23 protein-coding genes, 1 tRNA gene and 1 pseudogene are annotated in these 23,967 nt (G+C 67.7%); 5 read left to right on the forward strand and 20 right to left on the reverse strand.

Annotated elements, in window-relative coordinates; all coding sequences use genetic code 11:
• Nucleotides 1-54 precede the first annotated feature (54 nt).
• From rplJ to BN10_RS09585, 6 genes are all read right to left on the reverse strand, one after another.
• On the reverse strand, nucleotides 55-690 hold the full coding sequence (gene rplJ, locus BN10_RS09560) for a 50S ribosomal protein L10 (RefSeq protein WP_010851043.1): 636 nt from the start codon (nucleotides 688-690) through the stop codon (nucleotides 55-57).
• 354 nt (nucleotides 691-1,044) lie between these two features.
• The gene (gene rplA / locus BN10_RS09565; RefSeq protein ID WP_010851044.1) at nucleotides 1,045-1,761 is read right to left on the reverse strand and encodes a 50S ribosomal protein L1; all 717 of its coding nucleotides are present in this window, start codon (nucleotides 1,759-1,761) and stop codon (nucleotides 1,045-1,047) included.
• Between the two features lie 233 nt (nucleotides 1,762-1,994).
• Entirely contained in the window at nucleotides 1,995-2,426 is a 432-nt protein-coding gene (rplK, locus tag BN10_RS09570) for a 50S ribosomal protein L11 (protein ID WP_010851045.1), read from the reverse strand.
• 93 nt (nucleotides 2,427-2,519) lie between these two features.
• Entirely contained in the window at nucleotides 2,520-3,410 is an 891-nt protein-coding gene (gene nusG / locus BN10_RS09575) for a transcription termination/antitermination protein NusG (RefSeq protein WP_010851046.1), read from the reverse strand.
• A 51-nt stretch (nucleotides 3,411-3,461) separates the two neighbouring features.
• Nucleotides 3,462-3,728, reverse strand: coding sequence for a preprotein translocase subunit SecE (secE, locus tag BN10_RS09580; protein ID WP_010851047.1), 267 nt, complete (start codon nucleotides 3,726-3,728; stop codon nucleotides 3,462-3,464).
• A gap of 107 nt (nucleotides 3,729-3,835) precedes the next feature.
• Nucleotides 3,836-3,908, reverse strand: a tRNA-Trp gene (locus BN10_RS09585).
• Between the two features lie 183 nt (nucleotides 3,909-4,091).
• On the opposite strand from BN10_RS09585, the gene BN10_RS09590 reads away from it, so the two are divergent.
• Genes BN10_RS09590 through BN10_RS09600 form a run of 3 tightly spaced genes read left to right on the forward strand, consistent with a single transcriptional unit; the run spans nucleotide 4,092 to nucleotide 6,892 of the window.
• Entirely contained in the window at nucleotides 4,092-5,429 is a 1,338-nt protein-coding gene (locus BN10_RS09590; RefSeq protein WP_010851048.1) for an aminotransferase class I/II-fold pyridoxal phosphate-dependent enzyme, read from the forward strand.
• Between the two features lie 9 nt (nucleotides 5,430-5,438).
• Nucleotides 5,439-5,798, forward strand: coding sequence for a hypothetical protein (locus BN10_RS17350; RefSeq protein WP_010851049.1), 360 nt, complete (start codon nucleotides 5,439-5,441; stop codon nucleotides 5,796-5,798).
• Entirely contained in the window at nucleotides 5,795-6,892 is a 1,098-nt protein-coding gene (locus BN10_RS09600) for an adenosine deaminase (RefSeq protein ID WP_051369663.1), read from the forward strand. The genes BN10_RS17350 and BN10_RS09600 overlap by 4 nt, the downstream gene beginning before the upstream one ends.
• Here BN10_RS09600 and BN10_RS09605 read toward each other — a convergent pair.
• The 14 genes from BN10_RS09605 to BN10_RS09670 form a co-directional block, all read right to left on the reverse strand.
• On the reverse strand, nucleotides 6,856-7,407 hold the full coding sequence (locus tag BN10_RS09605; protein ID WP_010851051.1) for a hypothetical protein: 552 nt from the start codon (nucleotides 7,405-7,407) through the stop codon (nucleotides 6,856-6,858). The genes BN10_RS09600 and BN10_RS09605 overlap by 37 nt on opposite strands.
• A gap of 315 nt (nucleotides 7,408-7,722) precedes the next feature.
• Nucleotides 7,723-8,790: a UDP-N-acetylmuramate dehydrogenase gene (locus tag BN10_RS09610; RefSeq protein ID WP_010851052.1), complete on the reverse strand. Its 1,068-nt coding sequence runs from the start codon at nucleotides 8,788-8,790 to the stop codon at nucleotides 7,723-7,725.
• Nucleotides 8,790-9,212 (reverse strand): MaoC family dehydratase, encoded by a 423-nt coding sequence (locus BN10_RS09615; RefSeq protein ID WP_010851053.1) that lies wholly within the window; start codon nucleotides 9,210-9,212, stop codon nucleotides 8,790-8,792. Before BN10_RS09615 ends, BN10_RS09610 begins: the two co-directional genes overlap by 1 nt.
• A 2-nt stretch (nucleotides 9,213-9,214) precedes the next feature.
• The gene (locus BN10_RS09620; protein WP_010851054.1) at nucleotides 9,215-9,661 is read right to left on the reverse strand and encodes an FAS1-like dehydratase domain-containing protein; all 447 of its coding nucleotides are present in this window, start codon (nucleotides 9,659-9,661) and stop codon (nucleotides 9,215-9,217) included.
• Entirely contained in the window at nucleotides 9,652-11,070 is a 1,419-nt protein-coding gene (locus BN10_RS09625; protein ID WP_010851055.1) for a transaminase, read from the reverse strand. The genes BN10_RS09620 and BN10_RS09625 overlap by 10 nt, the downstream gene beginning before the upstream one ends.
• Nucleotides 11,067-12,530 (reverse strand): NAD-dependent succinate-semialdehyde dehydrogenase, encoded by a 1,464-nt coding sequence (locus BN10_RS09630; RefSeq protein ID WP_040751380.1) that lies wholly within the window; start codon nucleotides 12,528-12,530, stop codon nucleotides 11,067-11,069. Before BN10_RS09630 ends, BN10_RS09625 begins: the two co-directional genes overlap by 4 nt.
• Nucleotides 12,530-13,882, reverse strand: coding sequence for a 4-aminobutyrate--2-oxoglutarate transaminase (gabT, locus tag BN10_RS09635; protein ID WP_010851057.1), 1,353 nt, complete (start codon nucleotides 13,880-13,882; stop codon nucleotides 12,530-12,532). Before gabT ends, BN10_RS09630 begins: the two co-directional genes overlap by 1 nt.
• Nucleotides 13,879-14,925 carry an agmatinase gene (gene speB / locus BN10_RS09640; protein ID WP_010851058.1) on the reverse strand — a complete coding sequence of 349 codons (1,047 nt, stop codon included), beginning with the start codon at nucleotides 14,923-14,925 and terminating at the stop codon, nucleotides 13,879-13,881. The genes gabT and speB overlap by 4 nt, the downstream gene beginning before the upstream one ends.
• Complete coding sequence (locus tag BN10_RS09645) at nucleotides 14,922-16,196, reverse strand: saccharopine dehydrogenase family protein (RefSeq protein WP_010851059.1); 1,275 nt, start codon at nucleotides 16,194-16,196, stop codon at nucleotides 14,922-14,924. The genes speB and BN10_RS09645 overlap by 4 nt, the downstream gene beginning before the upstream one ends.
• A gap of 6 nt (nucleotides 16,197-16,202) precedes the next feature.
• The gene (locus BN10_RS09650) at nucleotides 16,203-17,054 is read right to left on the reverse strand and encodes an ABC transporter permease (protein WP_010851060.1); all 852 of its coding nucleotides are present in this window, start codon (nucleotides 17,052-17,054) and stop codon (nucleotides 16,203-16,205) included.
• The gene (locus tag BN10_RS09655) at nucleotides 17,051-17,962 is read right to left on the reverse strand and encodes an ABC transporter permease (protein WP_010851061.1); all 912 of its coding nucleotides are present in this window, start codon (nucleotides 17,960-17,962) and stop codon (nucleotides 17,051-17,053) included. Before BN10_RS09655 ends, BN10_RS09650 begins: the two co-directional genes overlap by 4 nt.
• 1 nt (nucleotide 17,963) lies before the next feature.
• On the reverse strand, nucleotides 17,964-19,115 hold the full coding sequence (locus BN10_RS09660) for an ABC transporter ATP-binding protein (protein WP_010851062.1): 1,152 nt from the start codon (nucleotides 19,113-19,115) through the stop codon (nucleotides 17,964-17,966).
• A complete protein-coding gene (locus tag BN10_RS09665; RefSeq protein WP_010851063.1) occupies nucleotides 19,115-20,347 on the reverse strand; it encodes an ABC transporter substrate-binding protein in 1,233 nt (410 codons plus the stop codon). The genes BN10_RS09660 and BN10_RS09665 overlap by 1 nt, the downstream gene beginning before the upstream one ends.
• Before the next feature lie 11 nt (nucleotides 20,348-20,358).
• Nucleotides 20,359-21,804 (reverse strand): gamma-aminobutyraldehyde dehydrogenase, encoded by a 1,446-nt coding sequence (locus tag BN10_RS09670; RefSeq protein ID WP_010851064.1) that lies wholly within the window; start codon nucleotides 21,802-21,804, stop codon nucleotides 20,359-20,361.
• Between the two features lie 174 nt (nucleotides 21,805-21,978).
• Between BN10_RS09670 and BN10_RS09675 the strand changes: the two genes are divergently transcribed.
• Both BN10_RS09675 and BN10_RS09680 read left to right on the forward strand, forming a co-directional pair.
• Nucleotides 21,979-22,461, forward strand: a complete 483-nt coding sequence (locus BN10_RS09675; RefSeq protein WP_010851065.1) for an Lrp/AsnC family transcriptional regulator — start codon at nucleotides 21,979-21,981, stop codon at nucleotides 22,459-22,461.
• Nucleotides 22,458-23,850 (forward strand): annotated as a pseudogene (locus BN10_RS09680) (aspartate aminotransferase family protein). Before BN10_RS09675 ends, BN10_RS09680 begins: the two are co-directional and overlap by 4 nt.
• The last annotated feature ends 117 nt before the right edge of the window (nucleotides 23,851-23,967 follow it).

Genomic DNA, 23,967 nt, shown 5'->3' on the forward strand with positions numbered 1-23,967 from the left:
TACGTATGCCGTGAGTGGCTGTTGTGTTGATGCCTGCGATCCGCGGGTGCGGGCTCAGACGTTGTCGCCACCCTCGGCGACAGCTTCGGTTGCCTCTGCGGCCGGAGCCTCGTCGGCGGGGGCCTCGGACGCCTCGGCCTCGGCAGCAGGAGCGGCGGTCTCAGCCACCGGACCTTCGGCCTCGACCTTCGCCCGGAGCGCGTCGACCGCGCGAGCGGCCTTCGACAGCGGAGCGGCGAAGAGGTAGACGGCCTTGGCCAGCGACGCGTTCATGGCGCCGGCCAACTTGGCCAGGAGAACCTCGCGGGACTCGAGGTCCGCGAGCTTGGTGATCTCCGCGGCGGAGAGGGCCTTGCCCTCGAGAACGCCGCCCTTGATCACCAGGAGGGGGTTTGCCTTGGCGAAGTCACGCAGGCTCTTGGCCACGGTCACCGGGTCGCCCCCGACGAAGGCGATGGCCGAGGGTCCGGCCAGCTGCCCATCGAAGGCGTCCACGCCGGCGTCCTTGGCCGCCAGCTCGGTCAGCGTGTTCTTGACCACGGCGTAGGTCGCATTGCCGCGCAGGTTCGAGCGAAGCTCGGTGAGCTGCTTGACGGTGAGCCCGCGGTACTCAGTCAGGACAGCAGCGTTGCTCGAGCGGAACTTCTCGCTCAGCTCGGCGATCGCCGCGGCCTTGTCGGAGCGTGACATGTCGGCCTCCTTCCGGTGTGTCGTCCACCGGGTGAGGGGCCCATGAGAAAGAGCCCCGGCGCAGGCACGGGGCTCTTCAAGAGCACACTCTCGCGGTCGGGCGCCTCTCGGCATACCCCTCACGCGGTCGTGATCGTGGCCTGCGCTGGTCGCCCGCTCTCACGGAACCTTCGGTCTGGTGCAGGTGCACCGGACAACCGGCGGTCATTGGTCGTGCTCAAGGGTACGGGAGATCGGGCCGCTCCCCAAATCGCCCGAGCCCGTCGACGCCGCCCCCCAACGCACTGCGTCCGCGTCTTCTGTCGCCATGGCAACGGAAGACGCGGACGCAAGAGGACCGCGGACGGCGACGGCTCAGGCCTGCTCGTCGTCCTCGAGCAGGTTGCGGGTCTTGGTGTAGTCCAGCGGGATGCCCGGGCCCATCGTGGTGCTCATGGTCGCCTTGGTGATGTAGCGACCCTTGGAGGCGGCCGGCTTCAGACGCAGGATCTCCTCGAGCGCGGCGGCGTAGTTCTCCACCAGCTTGTCGGTGTCGAAGGACGCCTTGCCGATGATGAAGTGGAGATTCGCGTGCTTGTCGACGCGGAACTCGATCTTGCCGCCCTTGATGTCGTTCACGGCCTTGGCCGTGTCCATCGTGACCGTGCCCGTCTTCGGGTTCGGCATGAGGCCGCGCGGACCGAGCACCTTGCCCAGTCGGCCGACCTTGCCCATCAGGTCCGGGGTGGCGACGACGGCGTCGAAGTCGAGCCAGCCGCCGGCGACCTTGTCGAGCAGATCGTCGCTGCCGACGAAGTCGGCGCCGGCCTCACGGGCGGCGTCGGCCTTGTCGCCATTGGCGAAGACCAGGACACGGGCAGTCTTGCCGGTGCCGTTGGGGAGGTTGACGGTGCCACGGACCATCTGGTCGGCCTTGCGCGGGTCGACACCGAGGCGCATGGCGACCTCGACGGTCTCGTCGTACTTGGCCGACGCGCTCTCCTTGGCGAGGCGGACGGCGGCGAGGGGGGCGTAGACCTTGGCCTCGTCGATCTTCTCGGCGGCGGCGCGGTAAGCCTTGCTGCGCTTCATTTCTGCTCCTGTGATGTGGAGGTGGAGTCGTGGTGCGGACCAGCGCTGGTCCTCCCACTGCTCACCTCGGGTGAGGCGAGCGATTCGGCATGCCGTGAGCGCGCCGTGCGCTCACGGCATACCTCGCGTTCGTGTTCTGTTGTCCTGCACCGAAACTGCACTATTGGTGAGCTTCTGCGCTGGGTCAGACCAAAACTCACCAAAAGTGCAGTTCTGGTCGGGCGACCGGCCGATCAGAGGTCGGTGTCGATGCCCATCTGACGGGCGGTGCCGGCGATGATCTTCATCGCGGCGTCGATGTCGTTGGCGTTGAGGTCGGGCATCTTGGCCTCGGCGATCTCGCGCACCTGGTCCTTGGTCAGCTTGGCGACCTTGACCTTGTGCGGTTCGCCGGAGCCCTTCTGCACGCCCGCGGCCTTCTTGATCAGCTCCGACGCCGGGGGCGTCTTGGTGATGAAGGTGAAGGACCGGTCTTCGTAGACCGTGATGACGACGGGGATGATGCTGCCGCGCTGGTGCTCGGTCGCCGCGTTGTACGCCTTGACGAACTCCATGATGTTGACGCCGTGCTGACCGAGGGCAGGGCCGACGGGCGGCGCAGGAGTGGCGGCACCGGCCTGGATCTGCAGGTTGATGTAACCCGAGACCTTCTTCTTGGGGGGCATATTGCTTCTTTCTTGGGTGGTGGGCCCACGCCTGGGGCGATGACCCGGTTGCCGTGCCCGTCGTCAGGTGAGCGGCGGGCGGTGCGCTCCTGATCAGATCTTGGCGACCTGGTTGAAGGAGAGCTCGACCGGGGTCTCCCGGCCGAAGATGGAGACCAGAACCTTGAGCTTCTGGGTGTCGGGGTTGATCTCGGAGATCGTCGCCGGGAGGGTCTCGAAGGGGCCGTCCATGACGGTGACCGACTCGCCGATCTCGAAGTCGACGACGACGTTCTCCTTGGCCTTGCCGGTCGCGCCTGCGCCGCTGCCCGTGGCGCCACCGGCGGCCGCTGCCGCCTGGGCCTCGAGGTCGGCCGGCTTGATCATCGAGTAGACCTCGTCGAGCGAGAGCGGCACCGGCTGGTGGGCGTTGCCCACGAACCCGGTGACGCCGGGGGTGTGGCGCACGGCGCCCCACGACTCATCGGTGAGGTCCATCCGCACCAGGACGTAGCCGGGCATCCGGACGCGACGCACGAGCTTGCGCTGGCCACCCTTGATCTCGGTGACCTCCTCCATGGGGACCTGGATCTCGAAGATGTATTCCTCCATGTTGAGGGAGGTGATCCGGGTCTCGAGGTTGGTCTTCACGCGGTTCTCGTAGCCGGCATACGAGTGGATGACGTACCAGTCGCCGAACTTGCTCGCCAGGTCGTCCTTGAAGGCCTTGATCGGGTCCACGGCGGGCTCGACGTCACCGTCGGCGTCCAGCTCACCGGTCGACTCCTCGACCGTCTCGTCGACGACGTCGGCCTCGTCATCGGCGTTCTCCGCCTTGTCGGTGTCGCCACCGAAGGCAGCGTCGGCGTCGGCCTGGGCACGGGCGTGCAGGTCACCCGCCGGGGTGACCTCGCCCTCGACGACCGGGCCGCGGTCGGTGTCGACGATGACCTCGTCGACGACCAACGTCTCGTCGGTCTCGTCAGTGGTCCACTGGTCGGACACGGGTGACCTCTTCCTTGCTGTGGGCGTGCGGATGTGCGGTGGGCGGGACGGTCAGGTCCCGAAGACCAGTCCGACGAGCTTGCTGAAGCCGAAGTCCAGCCCGGACACCATCGCCATCATGAACGTCACGAAGACGATGACGACCAGGGTGTAGTTCCACAGCTCGCTGCGGGTGGGGCGGACGACCTTGCGCAGTTCGTCGAGGATCTGGCGGATGAAGAGCCCGATCGAGGCGAAGAACCTGGACACGGGGTTGCCGCTCTTGGCCGCGACCTTCTTGGTGCGGCCGGTGTCGCGGGGGGAACCCAGCTCGGTCACGGTGCCTTCTTCTCATCGGGTGCTTGCGATGTCTTCTTGCGGGCACCACCAGAACACAGGCACCCGCGTGACGGGGGCGCGTTCGTGGACGTACCACACGTGCGACGCAGGGCAGGAGGGACTCGAACCCCCAACCGCCGGTTTTGGAGACCGGTGCTCTACCAATTGAGCCACTGCCCTACGGAACGCCCCCGTGGGGCGGGAGGTTCCGTCGGCGCCCGCCTCATGTCGTCGTGGGCACGACGAAGCATGGTGCTGACACCGAGGATCAAGCATACGTGACCGTCTCGTGACGGCGAAACCGACAGAGCCCGTCGAGCATTGCGCGGACCGGCGAGCAACCCACCCGGGCCTGGTGGAAACATGGGATTCGTGACCACGCCGCTTGCCGACCTGTCCCCCGCCGACCTCGCCGCCTTCCTCGAGACCCAGCGCGCGGCATACGAAGCCCTCAAGGGCCGCGGCCTCAAGCTGGACCTGACGCGCGGCAAGCCGTCCGCCGAGCAACTCGACCTCGCTGATCGACTGCTCACCCTGCCGACGAGCACCAGGGACGCCGACGGGGTCGACGTCCGCAACTACGGCGGGCTCACCGGCATCCGACAGATCCGGGAGATGTTCGCTGACCTGCTGTGGGTCGAGCCGAGCCAGGTGGTGGCCGGCGGCAACTCGTCCCTGTCGATCATGCATGACTGCCTCGTGCACCTCCTGCTGCACGGGGCGCAGGAGTCGCCGAGGGCGTGGGCTGCCGAGGAGAAGATCACCTTCGTCTGCCCGGTCCCCGGCTATGACCGTCACTTCACGATGCTCGCCTCGCACGGAATCGAGATGGTGACCGTCGACATGCACGAGGACGGGCCGGATGTCGAGGCCGTCGCGCGACTGGTCAAGGACGACCCGAGCGTCAAGGGCATGTGGATCGTGCCGACCTATGCCAATCCCTCCGGCTCGGTGATCAGCCAGGAGAAGGCCGCCGCGCTCGCGTCGATGGACACGGCGGCGCCGGACTTCCGGATCTTCTGGGACAACGCCTACGCCTTCCACCACCTCACCGAGGACGAGGCCAAGTCGGCCGACATCATCACGCTGTGCTCGGCCGCCGGCCACCCAAACAGGCCACTCATGTTCGCGTCGACGAGCAAGATCACGTATGCCGGGTCGGGCGTCGCCTTCCTCGCCGCCTCCGAAGCGAACGTGGCGTGGTACACCGGGCATGAACAGTTCGCCTCGATCGGTCCGGACAAGGTGAACCAGTTGCGACACGTCGAGTTCTTCGGGTCCGCGCAGGGCGTGCGGGACCACATGGCCAAGCACCGGGCAATCCTCGCCCCGAAGTTCGCGGCGGTCGACACCGCCTTGAGCACTGAGCTGGCCGGGTTGGGTATCGCTGACTGGAGCAAGCCGACCGGAGGCTATTTCGTCAATCTCGACGTCCTCGACGGGACGGCCACGCGCGTGGTCGCCCTGGCCAAGGAAGCCGGCATCGTGCTGACGCCCGCGGGGGCGTCGTACCCCTATGGGAAGGATGAGCACGACCGCAACATCCGGCTCGCGCCGTCCTTCCCCACTCTGGGTGAGGTCGAGACGGCCATGGCCGGTGTGGCGACCTGTGTGGCTCTCGCGGCCGCGGAATCCTTGGCGGCCGGCCATGACGACAAGGTCGCCTATGAACCCAGCATCGGGAACCCTGAGGGCGCGTAGGGTCGACGCATGAACGAACTGGACCGCCAGGCAGAGCAGGCCATCGACTACCTCGGCGACTCCGAGGAGCAGGACAACCTGCCAGAGTCACCGCCGGACGTCCGGTCGCGAGCCACCGAGTGGGGCACGACCGCGGCAGAGCAGTCGGCCGAGGAAACGATCGATCAGCGGATCGCCCAAGAGGTGCCCGACCCGGATTCGGCCTATGGCGCCCCACGCAACGAGTCGGGTCTCGACGACGAGACCGCTTTCGACAATCTCGACGAGATCGAGGACGACTACCTCGGCTCCGGTGAGGTCATGACGGTCGCGGACGACGAGAGCAGCGCAGAAGAGGCCGCGATGCACGTCATCGAGGACGAGGGCTGATCACCTCCACCGCGTCCGACGCCGTCGGCCCACGCGACCTCGCGGCCCTGCCCAAGGCGCACCTGCATCTGCACTTCACCGGCTCCATGGCGCCCGCGACCGTGCGCGAGTTGGCGGCCTCGCACGGGATGCGCCTGCCGGACTCGCTCACCGATGACGTGGGCAACACCTATGACGTCGAGGACGAGCGAGGGTGGTTCCGCTTCCAGCGGACCTACGATGCGGCCCGCAACTGTGTGCGCGGCGAAGCCGACATGCGTCGCATCGTGCGCGAGGCCGCGCTGGCCGACGGGGCGGAGGGGTCACGGTGGTTGGAGTTACAGGTGGACCCGACGACCTACGCGCCCTTTGTCGGTGGGATCACGCCTGCCCTGGAGATCGTGCTGGACGAGGCGGGCGCCGTCTCGGAACTCCCTGGCGCCGCCCAGGTCGGGATCATGGTCGCCGCCTCGCGGATGCGTCACCCGCTCGAGGCCCGCACCTTGGCACGTCTGGCTGCCCGGTATGCCGGGGAAGGGCCGGGCACGGTGGTGGCCTTCGGGCTGTCGAACGACGAACGCCGGGGGGTGACGAGCGACTTCGCGCCGGCCTTCCGGATCGCGCGAGGGGCCGGGCTGGCCTTGGTCCCGCACGCCGGTGAACTGCTCGGCCCGGCCGCCGTCGAGGAGACCGTCCAGGCGATCTCGCCGGACCGGCTTGGGCACGGGGTGCGCTGCGTGGAAGATCCGCGCGTGCTCGAGCGCGTTGTCGCAGAAGGAGTCGCGCTCGAGGTCTGCCCGGGGAGCAATGTCGCGCTCGGGGTCTATGACTCCCACGACGAGGTGCCGTTGCTGGAGTTGCTCTCGGCGGGCGCGACGGTGGCGCTGGGCGCTGACGATCCGCTCATCTTCGGGAGTCGGCTCCTCGACCAATACCGGGTCGCACGCGAAGTCCATGAACTCGACGACCACCAGCTCGCGGGCTTGGCGCGGATGTCGCTGAGCGCCAGCCGGGCGCCTGACCAACTCAAGAGTGCGGCATACCGTGACATCGAGCGGTGGTTGGCCGCAGCGGGCGGTCAGGCAGCCTCGGGCGAGTGGTCCCCTGGTGCCTGAACTTCCTCCGTTGCCAGGTCATCAGCGCTTGGCGGATCCTGCGGGCAGTACCAGTGGGGTTCAACGCTGAGCGCGAAGGTGCTCTCGCGGTCCCACCACCAGCATGGCGGTGAGCTGACCTGGCGAGTGTCGCGGTGGCCGGGGAATCGGCGCGAACCGCCGCGCACCCTGGCCAGGAGTTCGGTGCGCGGCCAGTGGGACGGATCGACCAACTGCACTCGTTCCTCCGACCCCGGCTCGGGGAGGGCGACCACCGCCAGGGCATAGCCGGTGGGCGCCAGTGCCTGTTCGACCATCGCCAGCGTCGCCCGTCCGGCCTGGGACTCCAGACGGCTGACCAGTGCCCGCGGCCAATCCCTGAACTGGGCGTACGTGCGCTGACTCATCCGCATCCGACGCCGGTGCGCACGCAGGGCCAGACCGATCGAGTCGGCGAGGGTGAGGTCGGCGCGGGCTGCGAGGAGTTCGGCGGCGAAGGTGGGCGACGTCGGCCCGTGGTGATTGGGTGGCTTCATGGCTCGACCATGGCGCCGCCGGGAGCGCGCGTCATCCCGCCGGCCGCGGACCTGTGGACGACACACCTTCGAGCGCTGCCGGTGTGGACAAACCTCTTCGGCCCGAGCAGCCCGGCGGCTGGCCCCGGCAGAGGAGTTGGAACCGTCTGCAGTTGCGCCACCCACGGGGGCATGTCACATGCGCCGGATGGGAGCGCATGTAACTTGCGCCGCACCTTGGCGCATGTAACTTGCGCCGCACCTTGGCGCATGTAACTTGCGCCATCATGTGGCGCAACTGCAGAGGCTCGGCGACCCCTTCATCGCCAGGGGATCTCAGAGCCTGTGGCCGACCAGGACGGGTTCGTTGACGAGGGTGACACCGAAGGCGTCCCGCACACCGTCGCGTATGCCGCGAGCGAAGGTGGCGACGTCGGCCGCCGTGGCGCCGCCGCGGTTGGTCACGGCCAGCGTGTGCTTGGTGGAGAGCGCCACCGGCCCGGGAAGGCCATGGCCCTTGTGGAAGCCGGCGTTGTCGATGAGCCAGGCCGCGCTGAGCTTGGTGTGGGCATCGATGTCCGGCCACTGCGGGATCGTCACGTCGTCGCCGAGTCGCGCACGCGCCCGGGCGGTCACGTCGGCGAGCAGCGACTCCGGAACGATCGGGTTGGTGAAGAAGGACCCGCAGCTCCAGGTGTCGTGGTCATCGGCATCGAGCACCATGCCACGTTGGCGTCGCTGGGCGAGCACCGCGTCGCGCGCGTCGCCCAGGGGCACCCGAGTGCCGAGTTCGACGCCGAGGCCCCCGGCGAGCGCGGCATACCCAATCGGGCGCGAGACATCAGCCAACTGGAGTTGGAAGGCCACCTCGAGCACGACATAGCGCTCGGAGCCCTTGAAGAGGGAGTGCCGATAGGTGAACGCACAGTCGGCATTGGCCAAGGTGCGCACGGCACCGGCCTGCCGGTCCCAGACGCGCACGCGGGCGATGGTCTGGGCGACCTCCTGGCCGTAGGCGCCGACGTTCTGGATCGGCGTGGCCCCGACCAGGCCGGGAATCCCCGAGAGCGCTTCGATGCCGGCCCAACCTTCCGCGACCGACCGGGCGACAAACTCGTCCCACCCCTCCCCGGCCGCCACACGCACATCGACGCCACCGCACAGGTCGGCGGACTCGACCCTGACCCCTGACGTCCGGACCAGCACGACGGTCCCCTCGAATCCGCCGTCGGCGATGACGAGGTTGGAGCCACCCGCCACGACGAGCAAGGGTTCGTCCGCCTCGTCGACCTCACGGACAGCATCGACGAGCTCGTCGGTGGTGCTCACCGTGACCAGACGCGCCGCGGGGCCACCGACCCGCATCGTCGTCAGGTCGGCGAGCGGGACGTCCGTCTGCTCCATCAGGCGAGGGCGACGCGGGCCTGGCAACGGCCCAGGACCTTGTCCTCCCCGCACACCGTCGTGAGATCGACGAGGACACTGCGCGTCTCCTCGTCGGCCGACTTGACGACACCGGTGACGGTCACGGCCGACCCGTCCACGGGGACGACGACCGGCTTGGTGAAGCGGGTGCCGATGTCGAGCACGGCACCGGGGTCGCCGACCCATTCGACGAGGACGGAACTGGTGGCGCCCATCGTCCACATCCCGTGCGCGATGACATCGGGCAGGCCGACTGACTTCGCAAAGGCCTCGTCCTGATGAATCGGGTTCTGGTCGCCGGAGGCATTGGCGTAGGCGACGAGGGTTTCCCGCTCGACGGCCACCTCGGTCGGGCCGAAGGTGTCTCCAACGGACACCGAGTCAAAGGTGCGACGGCTCATGCTCACTCCCCTCCCCGCACGACGATGGTCGAGGACGCGGTGCAGACCGGCGCACCGCCGGCATCGGCGAGATCGGTGACCACGGTGATCATCGAGTGACCACCGGCCTGACGGATCGCGTCCACTCTGGTCGTCGCCGTCAACTCGTCTCCGGCGACGATCGGCCGATGGTGAGCGAAGGACTCCTCGCCATGCACGACACGGGAGTAGTCGATCCCGGCTTCGGGGTCGGCGACGTAGGCACGCGAGGACCGCTGCTCCCAGATCACCGCCATCGTCGGCGGCGCGATCACATCGGCATAGCCGGCGGCCCGAGCTGCCTCAACGTCGGTGTGGACCGGATCGGTCGCGCCCACGGCGGCGGCAAAGGCGGCAATGTCCTCGGCGCTCACGGCATACGGCCCGGAGGGTGGATAGATGCGCCCGACGAATTCGGTGTTCACGGCCATGGCCGAGAGCCTAGTAACTCCGCGACCGCCGCGTCGAAGTGCGTGAGGTGTTCCTCGACCTGCGCTCTGGTCGTCTGCGGGCACATGAGGGCCATGTTGTGGAATGGCGTGAGCAGAATGCCGCGGTTGGCGAGGTACAGGTGGAAGTAGTCGTCGAGCTCCTGGTCATGAGCGGCGGCGGCTTCCGTGCCGTTGCGCGGGGGCGTTGTGCTGAAGCGGTACTCGGTGCGCGCCCCGAGCTGACTCACCGACCAGGGCAGGTCGTGACGCGCGAAGATCTCGCGCACCCCAGCGGCGAACACATCGGCCAGACCGATCATGTGGGCGAACGCCTCGTCGGTGAGCACCCGTTCGAGCGTGGCTCGGGCCGCGGCCGCCGACAGGGCATTCCCGGCCATCGTCCCGCCGACGCCGCCCATGTCGATGATGTCGAGGTCGGTGCGGCTCAGGATGGCGCCCGCGAACTCCGCGCGCACGCCGTAGGCCGCCGCCGGAATGCCCCCGCCGATCGACTTGCCGATGACGACGATGTCTGGGTCGAGGTCGTAGAACCCGATGGCGCCCGCCGGCCCGGCCGAGATGGTGTGCGTCTCGTCGATGAGCAGGAGCACTTCATGCTGACGTGTCAGCTCCCGCACACCCTCGAGGTAGCCGGGTTCGGGCAGGACGATCCCGATGTTCGTCAGTGCCGGCTCCATCACGACCAGCGCGACATCGCCGTTGGCCAGTTCCTTGGCCAGGGCATCGAGATCGTTGAACTCGGCGACCCTGCTGGTCTGTGTCACATCGACCGGCGCGCCGACGTTGCCGGGACGATCAGCGGGTCCATCCGGCGTCGCCACGATGAGCGACTCATCGACGGTGCCGTGATAGCAGTACGAGTTGAAGAGGATCTTCGGGCGGCCCGTGACGGCCCGCGCCAATCGAATCGCCCAGCGGTTGGCATCGGTCGCCGTCAGGGCGAAGCTCCAGCGCTCTGCCCGGAACCGCCTGGTCAGTTCTGCCGCAACCCATTGCGAGTCCTCGGTCGGCAGCATCGCGGTCGCACCCCCGAGGTCGGCGAACCGAGCCTGCACCGCCGCGACGGTGGCCCCTGGCGAGTGCCCCGCCATCGCCGCGGTGTCCCCGAGCGCGAAGTCGGCATACGTGTGGCCATCGAGATCAGTGATCGTCGCGCCCCGCGCCCCGGCCAGGTAGATGGGGAAACGCATCGCGTGCTTCATCATCCAGGTCATCGGCACCTTGCCGAAGAGATGGGTCGCCTCCTCGTATGCCGCACGCGAGCGTGGGTGGGTCTCGACGAAACGCTCCTGTTCGCGCGCGGTCAACTCCGCCAGTCGCGCACGGTCGATGGTGGGAACAACCGCGGCCTCCGGGAACAACGCCGGAGGGGGGTCGGAGGCGGTCACAGGGCGATGCCGACGTACTTGGTCTCGAGATACTCCTCGATCCCTTCGAACCCACCCTCGCGGCCGAAGCCGGAGTGCTTGACGCCACCGAAGGGAGCCGCCGGGTTGGAGACGATGCCCTGGTTGATCCCGACCATGCCGAAGTCGAGCGCCTCGGACACGCGAATCACTCGCGCGTTGTCGCGGGTGAAGACATAGGCGACGAGGCCGTACTCCGTGGCGTTGGCCGCAGAGACCACCTCCGCCTCGGTCCTGAAGGTCGTGATCGGCGCCACCGGTCCGAAGATCTCCTCCCCGAAGACACGCGCCGTCGATGGCACGTCGACCAGGACCGTCGGAGGATAGAAATTGCCTCTGCCCGACGGGATCTGGCCACCGACAACGGCCCGGGCACCCGCCGCGACGGCGTCCTCGACGAGTGCGTGCACATCGTCTCGGGCCTTCCCCGTGATGAGCGGGCCGACATCCACACCCTTCTTCGTGCCCTTGCCGACAGTGAGCCCACCCATCCGGGCTGCAAGCTTGGTCGCGAACTCCTCGGCCACCGATTCGTGCACGTAGAACCGGTTGGCCGCCGTGCACGCCTCACCGATGTTGCGCATCTTGGCCAGCATCGCGCCGGCCACCGCGGCGTCGACGTCGGCGTCCTCGAAGACGATGAAGGGCGCGTTTCCGCCCAGCTCCATGGACACGCGCAGCAACTGGTCCGCCGATTGGGCGACCAGTCTCTTCCCGACGGCCGTCGACCCGGTGAAGGTCAGCTTGCGCAGTCGCGGGTCGGCGATGATCGGGCCGGAAACCTCGGAGGAGTGAGTCGTGGTCACGACGTTGACGACACCGGCCGGCACTCCGGCCTCCTCGAGCAGGCCAGCCAGGGCGAGCATCGTCAACGGCGTCTCGTGGGCCGGCTTGACGACGGTGGTGCACCCGGCGGCGATGGCCGGACCGATCTTGCGGGTCCCCATGGCCAGCGGGAAGTTCCACGGAGTGATGGCCAAGACCGGGCCCACCGGTTGCTTCATCGTCACCAAGCGGGTGGCCCCGTTCGGCGCCACGGCATACCGGCCGTGGACACGCACCGCCTCCTCGGCGAACCAGCGGAAGAACTCCGCGCCATAGGCGACCTCACCCCTGGCCTCGGCCAGCGGCTTGCCCATCTCGAGGGTCATGAGGAGCGCAAAATCCTCGGTGCGCGCCACCAACATCTCGTATGCCGTGCGCAACAGTTCCGATCGATCGCGAGGGCTGACCTTGGCCCAGGACGCCTGTGCCGCAACGGCCGCGTCGAGCGCGGCAGCCCCATCGGCAATGCTGCCGTCCGCGATCTCGCAGAGCACCGCACCGGTCGCCGGATCGTGCACCGGAAAGGTGGCTCCGGACGACGAGTGACGCCACTCGCCGCCGATGAAGAGCCGTTTGGGGACGGATTCGAGCAGTTGCTTCTGGGTGGTCATTCTCATCATCCGATCGCTGCGACGGCCTCGGCGAAGGACTCCTCGAAGAGGTCGAGGCCCTCGGCGAGCAGGTCGTCCGAGATGGTCAGGGGCGGCAGGAAACGGAACACATTCCCCAGCGTGCCGCAGGTCAGGGTGACCAGGCCACGCGAGTGGCAGGCCTTGTTGACCGCCGCCGTCAGGGCAGCAGCGGGCTTCCTGGTCTCGCGGTCCTCGACGAGTTCCATCGCGATCATCGCGCCGCGACCACGTACCTCGCCGACCTGCGGGAAACGCTCCCCGAGCTCTGTCAGGCGCCCCGTGAGGATCTCACCGATCGCCCGGGCACGCTCTGCCAGACCATCGGCCTCCATCGTCTCGATCGAGGCGAGGGCGGCGGCGCACGCCACCGGGTTCCCGCCGTAGGTGCCTCCGAGACCACCGGGGTGGATCGAGTCCATGATGTCGGCGCGCCCGGTGACGGCCGCGAGCGGCATACCCCCCGCAATGCCCTTGGCCGTCGTGATCAGGTCCGGCACGACGCCCTCGGCGTCGCAGGCGAACCAGTCACCCGTGCGACAGAAGCCGGACTGCACCTCGTCGGCGATGAAGAGGATGCCGTGCTCCGCGCACCACAGCGCGAGTTCCTTGAGGAAGCCCGCCGGCGGCACGATGAAGCCACCCTCGCCCTGGATCGGCTCGATGATGACCGCAGCGGTGTTGTGCTCCCCCACCTGGGCATGAACCTGATCGGTGATGTAGTCGAAAGCGTCACTCTCGCAGGCCTTTTCGCCGCCCGGCCAGCGATATGGATAGGCCATCGGCACCCGGTAGAGCTCCCCCGCGAAGGGCCCGAAGCGGTCCTTGTAGGGCATGTTCTTCGCGGTCAGGCCGAGAGTGAGATTGGTGCGTCCGTGATAGGCGTGGTCGAAGGCGACAATCGCCTGCCGTCCGGTGAAGTGACGCGCGATCTTCACGGCGTTCTCGACAGCCTCTGCGCCCGAGTTGAAGAGCGCCGAGCGCTTGTCGTGTCCCCCCGGTGTGAGGGCATTGAGCTTCTCGCACACCTCGACATAGGGCTCGTAGGGCGTGACCATGACGCAGGTGTGGGTGAGTCGGGCGATCTGGTCCTGCACGGCCTTGACGACCCGCGGGTTGCCGTTGCCGACACTGGTGACGGCGATGCCGGACCCGAAGTCGATCAGTTGGTTGCCGTCGGCATCGACGAGGATCCCGTCCCGCCCCTCGACGATGTAGGCCGGCAGCCCCGTGGGCACCCCGGCGCTGACCGCGGCGACCTTCCGCTCCTGCAGCGCCCGCGACCTCGGGCCGGGGAGCTCGGTGACGAGCCGACGGCGTTGCTCGATGGCGCTGTTCACGAGTGGTCTCCTTCGTCGTTGGGGTATGCCGCGGGGCGATCGAGCAAGGGCCGGCTCGGGTCCCAGCGGGTCCCCTCACGGTCGTCGAGGCGGCGTCGTGCGATCGCCGACAAGGCCTCGAGGACCACGCGATTGGCCAGCGCGGCGGTGATGTCGGCGTGGTCATAGGGCGGGCTCACCTCGACCACGTCGATGCCGACGACCGGCAACTCGAGGCAGATCCGGCGGACCGAGTCGAGCAGCTCGCGGGCCGTGAGCCCGCCCGGCTCGGGCGTGCCTGTGCCGGGCGCATGCCCCGGGTCGCAGACGTCGATGTCGACCGAGAGGAAGACCCCGTCGCACTCGTCCGTCGCGATGGCGAAGGCCTCGGTGAGGCATTCGGCCAGACCGCGATGCACGATCTCGGTCATCTCGTAGGACCGCATCCGCTGCTCAGCCATCCAGTCCAGGGTCTCCGGCTCGGGCCAGTAGCCCCTCAGTCCGACCTGGAGGAAACGGTCAGCCCGCAATGCCCCGGACTCGATGAGCCGGCGCATCGGCTGACCGTGCCCCCACAACGAGCCAAAGGTGATGTCGCCGGTGTCCGCATGGGCATCGAAATGGATCATCGACACCTTGCCGTGGCCCAGGACATTGGCGCAGCCCTTGGCGTCGGGGAAGGCGATCGAGTGGTCTCCACCGAGCACGACCGGGATCGCCCCGGCGGCAACGACTTTCGTCACGGCTGCCTCGAGCCCACCCAACGCCTTCTCGATGTCACCGGGCGGCATCTCGACGTCACCCGCGTCGACAACCACCAGGTCGCGCAGGGCATCAGTGCGCAACGCCAGTGACGGACGGGAGCCGTCGTGCGGCAGGTAGTCGGTGCCCCGGATGGCCATCGGCCCGAAGCGGGTCCCGGAGCGATGCGACGCACCCCCGTCGAACGGGGCGCCGACGATGACGACGTCGGCACCGGCATACGACTGGGGGTTCTCGAGGTCGCACATCGGCACCCCGAGGAAGGTGAAGTCCGGGCCGAACTGCTGCCCGTAACGAGTCATCGCTCCTCCATCCCCCAAGGTGATCCGTAACCCTCCGGCTTGGGTGTGGCCAGCAGGTCGAGGAAGGGCACCGCGTCGAAGGCCTCGGGTCCGAGAACGCCGGTGCCGGCCCAGGCACCCGAGGCCACCAGCTCCAAGGCGACGATCGGGTTGAGGGCGGTCTGCCAGACGATGCACTGAGCGCCGTACTCCCGCATCGTGACCTCGTTGTCGACGACGTGGTGGAGGTAGGTGCTGCGCGGCTTGCCATCGGTGCCGGTGCCGGTGACGAGCACACCGGCGCACGTCTTGCCCTCCAGTCGCGGCCCGATCGTGGCCGGGTCGGGCAGGGTGGCAGCCACCAGGTCACGCGGCGCGATCTGCACGCCCTTGATCGTGATCGGCTCGGTCGAGTCCAGACCGAGGGTGTTGAGCGCCTTGAGGATGCTGATCATCTGCTCGCCCAGGCCGTACTTGAAGGTGATCCGCTCTGCATCGATCCAACGCGGCATGAGGAGCACTTCCTCGTGCTCGACCTGCACGCACTCCACCGGTCCGATCCCTTCGGGGAAGTCGAAGACCTCGGGCTCGCTGAACGGTGGCAGGGTGAAGAAGCCGGCTTCGATGCCACCGCCGGCCTCGGCTCGTGCCTTCTCCCAGACCACCGGCGGGTTGAGGCACTCCTCGATGATCGTCCACATCGAGAAGCCGGGGGCAAAGCCTTCGGTGCCGTCGGGTCGGTAGTAGGCCAGGTTGGAACCGTCGCGCGTGCCCAACTCCTCGATGTGCGAGAAGAGATGATCCGCGGCATACCGAGCGAAGACGTCCGACATGCCGGGCTCGACGCCGATGCCGAGCAGTGCCAGCCGGTCCGCGGCCTCCCACTCGTCGGCCATCGCGAACTGCTCGTCGCCGAGCTTGACGTGCGGCTTGCTGAAGGGCTCCGTCGGGTGCCGCTGCGAGAGCGACATGGCCATGTCGAAGTAGTTCGCCCCCGCGGCGAGGCAGCCGCGGAAGATCGGCATGACGAAGCGCGGGTCGACAGCATTGAGGACGTGCGTGGCACCCACCATCCGGATGAGACCGGCGACGTCCTCAGGGTCGGACGCGTCGACCTGCGCGGCGTGGAAGCGGATCTCCTTCTCGCCCCGCTCCCGGACGGCCGCCACGGTGCGGCGGGCGCGCTCGAGGTCGTAGTCGGCGACGACGAAGGTGTCGAAGAAGCGGCGCTCGCCGGCGATCTTGGCTGCGGCATCACCCACACCGCCGGCACCGATCATGAGGATGCGCATGTGGATCTAGGCCTTCCGCCGACCGGAGATGATCGAGCCCCCGATGACGAGCAGGAGCGCGATCGCGAACATCGAGAAACCGATGACATTGGCCTGCGCCGGGATGCCGCGCAGGTAGGAGACATAGACGAACTTCGGGAAGGTCGTCTCGTTGCCGCTGACGAAGCTGGTGATGATGAAGTCGTCGAACGACAGCGAGAAGGACAGCATCGCGGCGCCGATGATGCCGGGGAGCACGAGCGGGAAGGTGACCTTCCAGAAGGTGTTGCTCGGGGTCGCGTAGAGGTCCATCGCCGCCTCGTCGAGCCGCGGGTCCAGGCTCTGCAGGCGAGCCTTGACGGTGACGACCACGAAGCTGATGCAGAACATGATGTGAGCGAAGACGATCGTCCAAAAACCCAGTCGCAGACCGACATTGGAGAAGCCCTGCACGAAGATCGTCAGGAGGCTGGCGCCCAGGACGATTTCGGGTGTGGCCATGGGTACGAAGACCAGGACATTGCTGGCCGTCCGGCCGCGGAACTGGTGGCGGACGAGGGCGAAGGCGAGCAGGGTGCCCAGGACGACGGCCGCGAGGGTGGCGATCACGCCGATCTGGAGGCTGGTCACGAGGGACTCGCAGACACCGGGAGCGCCACACGGGTCCATCCAGTGCTTGAGGGTCGGGCTGCCGTTGGGGTTCCACGCGATGTTGGACTTGCGGTAGTTGTTGAAGGAGAAGATGAAGACGTAGAGGACCGGCAAGAAGAGGTAGAAGAGCACGAGCACCGCGGCGATGATGGCGAAGCGGTTGGCCAACCAGGCGCCGGCCCGCTTCCCCGCCGAGGGTCGGTATGCCGTGGGGTTGGGTGCGCTCACAGCAGTTCCTCCGTGCCGAACTTGCGCACGTAGACGAAGACGAGCGCGAGGATGATCGCCATGAGCGTGAAGGACAACGCCGCGGCAGTCGGGAAACCGCCCAGGACCCTGAAGAACTGGCTCTCGATGACGTTGCCCACCATCTTGGTGTTGTCCGAGCCCAGGAGTTCGGCGTTGACGTAGTCGCCCGCCGCCGGAATGAAGGTCAGCAGGGTGCCGGCGAGCACGCCGGGCATGCTCATCGGGAGCGTGACCGTGCGGAAGGTCGTGAAGCCGTTGGCGTAGAGGTCACCCCCGGCCTCGATGATGCGGTGGTCGGCACGCTCGAGCGAGGCGTAGATGGGCAGGACCATGAAGGGCAGGAAGTTGTAGGTGAGGCCGGCGACGACCGCCATCCAGGTCTCCGTGATCCGGCCACCGGGCAGCAGGTGCAGGGTGTTGAGGGTGGTGGCCACCGGGCCCTCGTCGGCGAGGATCTGGCGCCACGCGACGGTGCGCAGGATGAAGGACGTGAAGAAGGGCGCGATGACCAGGATCATCATGACGCCCCTCCACTTGCCTGCCTTGAAGGCCATGGCATACGCGAGGGGGTAGGCCAGGCAGAAGGCGAAGAAGGTCGCCAGCCCGGCAAAGAGCAGCGACCGACCGAAATGCGGGCCGAAGTCGGTGAAGGCCCGCCAGTAGTTCCCGACGTTCACGTCGCGGTAGTAGTAGCCCGGATAGCCGGGGAACTGCGACTGCAGACTCACGGTGAAGAGCTGAACGAGCGGAATGACGAAGAAGACGAGCAGCCAGACTGCGCCGGGCAGGAGCAGCAGGTAGGCCAGTCTGCTCTTCTTCGCCGGTTCCGGCGATGGGCTCGTTGGGGCGCCCGAGGCTCCGGCGCCGACGTGAGCGAGGGTGCTCACCTCAATCCTCCGCGGCCGTGTCGATGACCATGGGCGAGGCAGCGGCATCGTCGTCCGGTGGGACCCCGAAGGCGTGCCCGGACTGCCAGGTCAGCCACACCTCGTCGCCGGGCCGCAGGTCGATCGGCTCGACATCGAGGTTCTGCTCGTAGGCCGACCAGATCGCTCCACTGGGCACCTCGACGAGGTACTGGGTCGCGACGCCGATGAAGGACACATCACGCACCACGCCCTTGACGTCGTCGCCGATCCCCTCGGGCTGCTCACGCCGGACGCGTACCTTCTCCGGCCGCACTCCGAACATCACCTCTCCGGAGTGGACCGAGGACCGGGCCTTCGGGATCTTCACCCTGGACCCCTGAACCTCGGCGACGAGACGGTCGCCGTCGGTGTCGATGATCCGGCCCGCCCCGAGGTTGGACTGGCCGACGAAGTTGGCGACGAAGGCCGTTGTCGGCAGGTCGTACATCGCCTCCGGCGCGCCCATCTGCTCGATCCGGCCGTGGTTCATCACCGCGACCGTGTCGGCCATCGTCATGGCCTCTTCCTGGTCGTGCGTGACATGGATGAAGGTCAGGCCCACCTCGGTCTGGATCCGCTTGAGCTCGACCTGCATCTGACGGCGCAACTTGAGGTCGAGGGCGCCCAAGGGTTCGTCGAGGAGGAGGACCTCGGGTCGGTTGACCAGAGCCCGTGCCACGGCGACGCGCTGCTGCTGCCCGCCGGAGAGTTGGGCCGGCTTCCGCGCCGCCAGATGCGGCAACTGGACCAGGTCCAGCGCCTCGTCGGCCAGCTGCACCGCGTTCTTCAGGCCGCGACGCTTCGGGCCGAACGCGACGTTGTCCCGAACCGTCAGGTGCGGGAAGAGGGCATAGCTCTGGAAGACGGTGTTGACGGGCCTCTCGTAGGGACGCGACCCGGTGAGGTCGGTGTCACCGATCAGGATCCGACCGCTCGTGGGCTGCTCGAGCCCGGCGACCATCCGCAGGGTCGTCGTCTTGCCGCAACCCGAGGGGCCGAGGAGGGCGAAGAACGAGCCGCGCGGCACGACGAGGGAGAGGTCGTCGACGGCCGTGAAGTCGGCGAAGGACTTGGTGACGTTCTCGAGCCGCAGGTCACCCTTGGCCTCACGGAACCCAGCGTTGCCGGCCATCAGTTGCCCATCACCTTCTGCCAGATGGCGCTGAACTCGGCATCCGCCTCGGCCGACAGCGCGCTGAAACCCGTGATGTTGTGCTCGGCGATGTAGTCCGCACTCGGGAAGATGAACGGACTCTCGGCCAGGTCGGGGTCCGATTGTGCGAGGACCTCCTGGGCGCCCACGACCGGGCAGATGTAGTTGACGTAGGCCGCGACCTGGGCCGCGACCTCCGGCTGGTAGTAGTAGTTCATCAACGTCTCGGCGTTGCGCCGGTGGGTGGAGGTGATCGGCACCATGAGGTTGTCACTCCAGAGGGTGCCGCCGCTCTCGGGGATGACGAACTCCCAGTTCTCGTCCTCGGTCTCGGCCCGCAAAACGAACAGATCCCCGCTCCAGACGATCCCGGCGACGGCGTTGCCCGTCTTGAGGTCCTCCAGGTAGGAGTTGCCCTTGATCCGGCGGATGTTGCCGTCGGCCATCCGCTTCTCGACCTCGGCGACGGCGGTCTCGAATTGCTGCTTGCCGACCGGCTTGGAGATGTCGACGCCCTGATGCAGGAGGATGCAGCCGACCGTGTCGCGGAACTCGCTGAGAACGACGACCTTGCCCTTGAGGTCGTCGGCCCAGAGGTCGTCGAGGCTCTTGAGCTCGCGCCCGACCTTCTCCTTGTTGTAGCCGATGCCCGCAAAGCCGCTCTGCCAGGTGAGCGAGTGGGTGCGCCCGGGGTCGAAGGAGACGTCCTTGAGCGGCTCGAGCAGGTTGGTCGCATTGGGCATCCGGATCAACTCGAGGGGTTGGCAGAGCTGCTCGCGGATCACCCGGCCAGCCATCCAGTCTGTGAAGGTGAAGATGTCGCGCCCGATGTCCTGGCCGGCGATGAGTTGGGGACGCACCTTGTTGTAGTAGGCGTCGTTGTCCTCGATGTCCTCGCTGTAGGTCGCCTGGATCCCCGTCTGCTCGATGAACCCCTGCAGCGTCGGGTAGTTCTTGGCCTCCTCGTCGTAGTCGAGGTAGGCCGTCCAGTTGGCCCAGCGGACCACCTTGTCGGTGTCCGAGACATCGGTGGGCAGGTTCAGGGCGGCCGCCGTGGCCGGTGGCGCCGGGGGTGCACAGGCCGAGAGTGCGGTCGCACCCAGGCCCAGGCCCACCCCACCGAGGAGGTGTCGGCGGCTGAAGGCCGACCGGGAGGCAGCCTTGACGAGCCCGGCGACCGCGGGGTCGGAGGGGGGACGGCGTCGGATCACTCGCGCTCCTGTCAGCTCTCGATGTTCGCCATGACGTGCTTGATGCGGGTGTAGTCCTCGAGCCCATACATCGACAGGTCCTTGCCATAACCCGACCGCTTGAACCCGCCGTGTGGCATCTCGGCGACGATGGGGATGTGCGTGTTGATCCACACGCAGCCGAAGTCGAGGGCCGCCGAGGCCCGCATCGCCTTGCCGAAGTCCTTGGTCCACACCGAGGACGCCAGGCCGTAGTCGACCCCATTGGCCAACCCCAGCGCTTCGTCCTCGTCGGTGAACTTCTGCACGGTGATGACCGGCCCGAAGATCTCGTTCTGGATCGCCTCGTCGTCCTGGCGCAGCCCCGACAGGACGGTGGGCTCGATGAAGTAGCCGTCGCCCAGCCCACTCAGGCGGTGGCCACCCGCGGCCACGGACGCGTGGTCGGGGAGGCGCTCGAGGAAGCCGGTCACCCGGGCGAGTTGGTTGGCATTGTTCACCGGGCCGAAGAGGGCATCGGCGTCGTCGGGAAGGCCCACCTTGGCGTTGTCCTTCGCGTATGCCGCAAGCGCCGCGACGAACTCGTCGTGGACTCCGGCGCCGACGAGGACGCGGGTGGCGGCCGTGCAGTCCTGGCCGGCGTTGAAGTAGCCGGCGATCGCGATGCCCTCGACGGCCGCCTCGAGGTCGGCATCGTCGTGGACGATGACCGGTGCCTTGCCTCCGAGTTCGAGGTGAACGCGCTTGAGGCCTGGGGCAGCGCTGGCCGCCACCTCGGCACCAGCGCGCACCGAGCCGGTGATCGCGACGAGCGCGGGGGTGGGGTGCTCGACGACGAGCCGACCGGTGTCCCGGTCCCCGGTGAGGACGTTGAACGTGCCGGCCGGCAGGAACTCACTGGCGATCTCGGCGAGGAGCAGGGTGGTTTCAGGCGTGGTGTCGCTGGGCTTGAGGACGACGGTGTTGCCGGCGGCGAGCGCGGGGGCGATCTTCCACACCGCCATCATCATCGGGTAGTTCCAGGGTGTCACCTGGCCGACGACCCCGATCGGCTCACGCCTGATCCACGACGTGTGGCCCTTCATGTACTCCCCCGCCGCCTTGCCCTCGAGGACGCGCGCCGCGCCCGCGAAGAAGCGGATCTGGTCGAGCATGGGCGGCACCTCCTCACTGGCCGTGAGAGCGTGGGGCTTGCCGGTGTTCTCCCCTTCCAGGGTGACGAACTCGTCGGCACGGGCCTCGATGGCATCGGCGAACTTGAGCAGCGCCTGCTGCCGCTCACCGGGTGTGGTCCGCCCCCACTCCCCGAAGGCCGCGGCGGCCGCGGCATACGCATCGTCGACATCTCGGGCCGAACTCACCGGCGCCGTCGCCACGACCTTGCCGGTTGCCGGGTTGACGACGTCCAGACGGCGCTCGCTGCGCGCATCGCAGAACTCACCGTTGATGAAGTTGCGCAGGGCGCGAGGCGCGGTCACGTCAGGATTCCTTCCACAGGACCGGTCGGGGTGGACGCACTCTAACCAGTTGGCCCACGGAATGAACAGTGTTCGCGCGAGAATGTTTCGGAATCCAAGCATGTCAGGCTTCGGATCTGCGGATCTGATTGCATTTCGCTTGAAAAGCCATCCTTTCCGCGTCACCATGGCCCGATGGTCAACCCCATCCGCACCGCCGCGGCCCCGGACGTGCGCCTCGACGACACCGCCAAACGGATCGTGGAGTTGCTGCAGAAGGACGGCCGGCAGTCGTATGCGGCGATCGCCAAGGAGGTCGGCCTGTCCGAGGCGGCGGTGCGACAGCGGGTGCAGCGCCTCCTGGATTCGGGGGTGATGCAGATCGTCGCTGTCACCGATCCCCTCCAGCTCGGGTTCCGCCGCCAGGCGATGATCGGGCTGCGGACCGACGGCGACCTGTTGGCCATCGGCGATGCCGTCGCTGCCCTTCCCGAGGTCGTCTATGTCGTGACCACCGCGGGGAGTTTCGACCTGCTCTGCGAGGTCGTCTGTGAGGACGACGACCACCTGCTCGACGTGCTGACGCAGAAGCTGCGGGCGATGCCCGGCGTGGTGTCGACCGAGACCTTCGTCTATCTCAAACTCAACAAACAGCACTACGACTGGGGAACGCGATGAGCACGCCCACCACGCCCACGACCACTCCGGCCGGCACGTCCTACCAGGACGCTGCCCGCGACCACCTGTGGATGCACTTCACGCGTCACTCGGTCTTCGAGGACGGCGGCAGGGTCCCGATCATCGTCCGCGGTGAGGGCCACCGGATCTGGGACGACCGGGGCAAGGAGTACATCGACGGGCTGGCCGGGCTCTTCGTCGTCAACGTCGGCCACGGCCGCGCCGAGATCGCCGAGGCGATGGCCGCCCAGGCCAAGCAGCTCGGTTTCTTCCCGCTCTGGTCCTACGCGCACCCGCGGGCCATCGAGCTCGCCGAGCGGCTGGCCGCCAACGCCCCTGGTGATCTCAACCGGGTCTTCTTCACCACAGGTGGCGGCGAGGCCGTCGAGACCGCGTGGAAACTGGCCAAGCAGTACTTCAAGCTCACCGGCAAGCCGACCAAGACCAAGGTCATCTCGCGCGCCATCGCCTATCACGGCACTCCCCACGGCGCTCTGTCCCTGACCGGCATCACCCCGGCGCGGGTGCCCTTCGAGCCACTCGTGCCGGGTGCCTTCAAGGTCCCGAACACCAACATCTATCGCGGCCCGGAGCACCTGCGCGAGGACGAGAAGGCCTTCGGTCGGTGGGCCGCGGACCGGATCGAGGAGGCCATCCTCTTCGAGGGTCCGGAGTCGGTCGCGGCGGTCTTCCTCGAGCCGGTGCGGCGGCTGCTTCCCGCCGCCCGCCGGCTACTTCGAGCGGGTCCGCGAGATCTGCGACCGGTATGACGTCCTGCTCGTCTCCGACGAGACGATCTGCGCCTTCGGCCGGATCGGCTCGATGTTCGCGTGCGACGACTTCGGCTATGTCCCCGACATCATCACGACGGCCAAGGGCATCACCTCCGGGTATGCCCCGCTCGGGCTGATGATCGCCAGCGAGCGCATCTTCGAGCCCTTCAAGCAGGGCACCAACTTCTTCCCCCACGGCTACACCTGGGGCGGTCACCCGGTCTCCGCGGCGGCCGCGATGGCCAACCTGGACATCTTCGAACGCGAGGGACTCAACGCCCACGTCAAGGAGAACGCCCCAGCCTTCCGGCATACCTTGGAGCGCCTGCTCGACCTGCCGATCGTCGGCGACGTCCGCGGCGCCGGCTACTTCTACGGCATCGAGATGGTCAAGGACAAGACCACCCGCGAGACCTTCGACGCCGAGGAGTCCGAACGGCTGCTGCGCGGCTTCCTCTCCAAGGCGCTCTTCGACGCCGGCCTCTACTGCCGCGCCGACGACCGCGGCGACCCCGTCATCCAGCTCGCTCCCCCGCTGACCATCGGGCAGGCCGAGTTCGATGACATCGAGTCGCGCCTGCGCGGCGTGCTCACCGAGGCCTTGAACCACATCTGAGTCGGCGATCCATGTCGCTCACCACGGCCACCCAGCCGTTGTGGTGGGACCCCCCTCCTGGAGCGTCCCACCGGCAGCTGACAGACGCTCGAGTGAGGAGAACACGCCGTGTCGCGG

The sequence above is a fragment of the Phycicoccus elongatus Lp2 genome (genome assembly GCF_000367525.1).
Classification (GTDB): Bacteria; Actinomycetota; Actinomycetes; order Actinomycetales; family Dermatophilaceae; genus Phycicoccus_A; species Phycicoccus_A elongatus.

Excerpts from the sequence above, each read along its gene's own strand:
- BN10_RS09605 (WP_010851051.1), bottom strand. The coding sequence starts at position 7,407 with ATGAAGCCACCCAATCACCACGGGCCGACGTCGCCCACCTTCGCCGCC.
- speB (WP_010851058.1), bottom strand. The coding sequence starts at position 14,925 with ATGACTCGTTACGGGCAGCAGTTCGGCCCGGACTTCACCTTCCTCGGG.
- BN10_RS09610 (WP_010851052.1), bottom strand. The coding sequence starts at position 8,790 with ATGGAGCAGACGGACGTCCCGCTCGCCGACCTGACGACGATGCGGGTC.
- BN10_RS09590 (WP_010851048.1), top strand. The coding sequence starts at position 4,092 with ATGGGATTCGTGACCACGCCGCTTGCCGACCTGTCCCCCGCCGACCTC.
- BN10_RS09660 (WP_010851062.1), bottom strand. The coding sequence starts at position 19,115 with ATGGCCGGCAACGCTGGGTTCCGTGAGGCCAAGGGTGACCTGCGGCTC.
- BN10_RS09615 (WP_010851053.1), bottom strand. The coding sequence starts at position 9,212 with ATGAGCCGTCGCACCTTTGACTCGGTGTCCGTTGGAGACACCTTCGGC.
- rplK (WP_010851045.1), bottom strand. The coding sequence starts at position 2,426 with ATGCCCCCCAAGAAGAAGGTCTCGGGTTACATCAACCTGCAGATCCAG.
- BN10_RS09620 (WP_010851054.1), bottom strand. The coding sequence starts at position 9,661 with ATGGCCGTGAACACCGAATTCGTCGGGCGCATCTATCCACCCTCCGGG.
- BN10_RS09675 (WP_010851065.1), top strand. The coding sequence starts at position 21,979 with ATGGTCAACCCCATCCGCACCGCCGCGGCCCCGGACGTGCGCCTCGAC.
- rplJ (WP_010851043.1), bottom strand. The coding sequence starts at position 690 with ATGTCACGCTCCGACAAGGCCGCGGCGATCGCCGAGCTGAGCGAGAAG.
- BN10_RS09645 (WP_010851059.1), bottom strand. The coding sequence starts at position 16,196 with ATGCGCATCCTCATGATCGGTGCCGGCGGTGTGGGTGATGCCGCAGCC.
- BN10_RS09630 (WP_040751380.1), bottom strand. The coding sequence starts at position 12,530 with ATGAGAATGACCACCCAGAAGCAACTGCTCGAATCCGTCCCCAAACGG.
- BN10_RS17350 (WP_010851049.1), top strand. The coding sequence starts at position 5,439 with ATGAACGAACTGGACCGCCAGGCAGAGCAGGCCATCGACTACCTCGGC.
- rplA (WP_010851044.1), bottom strand. The coding sequence starts at position 1,761 with ATGAAGCGCAGCAAGGCTTACCGCGCCGCCGCCGAGAAGATCGACGAG.